Genomic DNA, 1964 nt, shown 5'->3' on the forward strand with positions numbered 1-1964 from the left:
CCCCCCGGCCCCCGCTCCGCCGGATCGGTGAACCGGGCGGCCTGGATGGCGTACATCTCCGCGTACCGACCGCCCCGGGCGAGGAGTTCGGCCGGGCTGCCGGACTCCACCACCGCCCCCTCGTGCAGCACGTGCACCAGGTCGGCGTCCCGCACCGACGCCATCCGGTGGGTGATCAGGACGACGGTCCGCCCCTCGTCGGCCAAGGCGCGGATGCGATCGAAGACCTCCTGCTCCGCCCGGGCGTCCAGGGCGGCGGTGGGTTCGTCCACGATCAGGACGGGCGCCTCGCGGTAGGCGGCCCGGGCGATGCCCAGCCGCTGCCACTGCCCGCCGGAGAGTTGGTGGCCGCGCTGGAAGACGCGGGAGAGCAGGGTGCCCCAGCGCTGCGGGAGCGACTCCAGGACCGAGGTCGCGCCCGCCTGCCCGGCGGCGCGATCCAGCCGGGCCTCGGTCATCGGCTCCTCCGCGCGACCGATGCCGACGTTCACCCGGGCCGTGAAAGGCCACCGGTAGAAGTCCTGGCCCACCACCGCGAAGCGGGAGAACAACTGCGCGCGATCGGCACGAGCGGTCTCCACCCCGCCGAACAGGATCCGGCCGGAGTCCGGCCGGTGGAGCCCGCAGATCAGCTTGACCAGGGTGGTCTTGCCCGAGCCGTTCTCCCCGACCAGGGCGGTGACCCGGCCGGCCGGGACGGTCAGCGAGACGTCCCGCAGGACGGGGGAGGGGCTCTCCGTGCCGGGGAAGGAGAAGGTGACGTGCTCCACCGCGATCCCCACCGCCCCCTCGGGCACGGGCTCGCCGCCCACCGGGATCTCGCGGCCGGTGGACTCGGTGACCACCCGGTGCAGGTCGTGCACGAAGAGGCTGTCCTCGTGCATGCTCGTCACCTGCGAGATCATCGAGTCCAGGGCCGAGGAGCCGGTGCGGATGGCGACCACCGCCGCGCCGGCGGCGGCCAGGGCCACCGCACCCGTCCACAGCAGCCCGGCGAGCACCGCGTAGGCGGCGACGGCGGTGAGGCCGGTGAGGACCGCGGCCATCAGTTGGGTGCCGGCCGCGATCCGGGCCAGCCGCGCCTGCTCCCCCTCGTACGCCCGGGACATCGCCCCGAAGTGGTGCAGCAGGAAGGGACCGATCCCGTGCACCCGCACCTCGGCCGCGGCGTCCTCCTCGATGATCAGTCGGGAGAGGGTGCTCGCGGCCCGGGTGTGCTGCACCCATTCGTGGTACGACCGGTACCGGCGGCGGGCGATGGTGAGGGTGGCCCAGGCGCCGGGCAGGGTCATCAGCAGCAGCATCGGCATGAGCACCGGGTGCAGCACGGCCAGCACGCCCGCCGCCGCGAGGAGCGAGATCAGCGCGGAGATCACCCGGGTCCCCTGACCGACCATCCGCCGGGCGGAGGCCGCCCCGAACTGTGCGGACTCCAGCAGCTTGTGGAAGGCGTGGTCCTCGATCGCGGCCAACTCCACGGCGAGGACCCGCCGCAGGTACCGCTCGCGGGCCAGCCGTTCCACCTTGGGTTGCAGGACGCCGTCGGCATGTGTGGTCAGGGCCCCGAGTACGGCCCCGGCCGAGGCCGCGCCCGCCACCAACAGGATCGCGGGGAGGGCGTCGCGCAGCCCGTCGGTGACCGTGGCGGGCGCGAGGATCGCCGTCAGCACCGCCTGGATGCCCAGCAGGGACACCGCCCGGGTGACGCCGCGCAGGCCCTCGGCGATCACCACCGTGCGGGTGGCGCCGGGGTCGGCCTCCCGGGCCAGGCGCGCGCACACCATCAGCATCCGGGGGAGTTGGACCAGGGTGCGGCGCAGCGTCAGTCCCATGACCGCCTCGTCGTGGCGGGACCACCCCATGTCGTATCGCAGTCGACCGCCGAACAGCAGCCGCTCGGACTCGGAGACGAACTCCTCGGACTCCCGCGTTCTTCCGGCCCCCTCGGCCCCCTCGGCCCTGTC

General features: G+C 74.1%; 1 protein-coding gene. It reads right to left on the reverse strand.

The window, feature by feature from the left end; genetic code table 11:
- The coding region (locus tag FNQ90_RS21265; protein WP_323380110.1) for an ABC transporter ATP-binding protein at window positions 1-1964 on the reverse strand (1964 nt) is incomplete at both ends.

Origin of the sequence: Streptomyces alkaliphilus (assembly GCF_014141535.1) — a bacterium.
GTDB lineage: Bacteria > Actinomycetota > Actinomycetes > Streptomycetales > Streptomycetaceae > Streptomyces > Streptomyces alkaliphilus.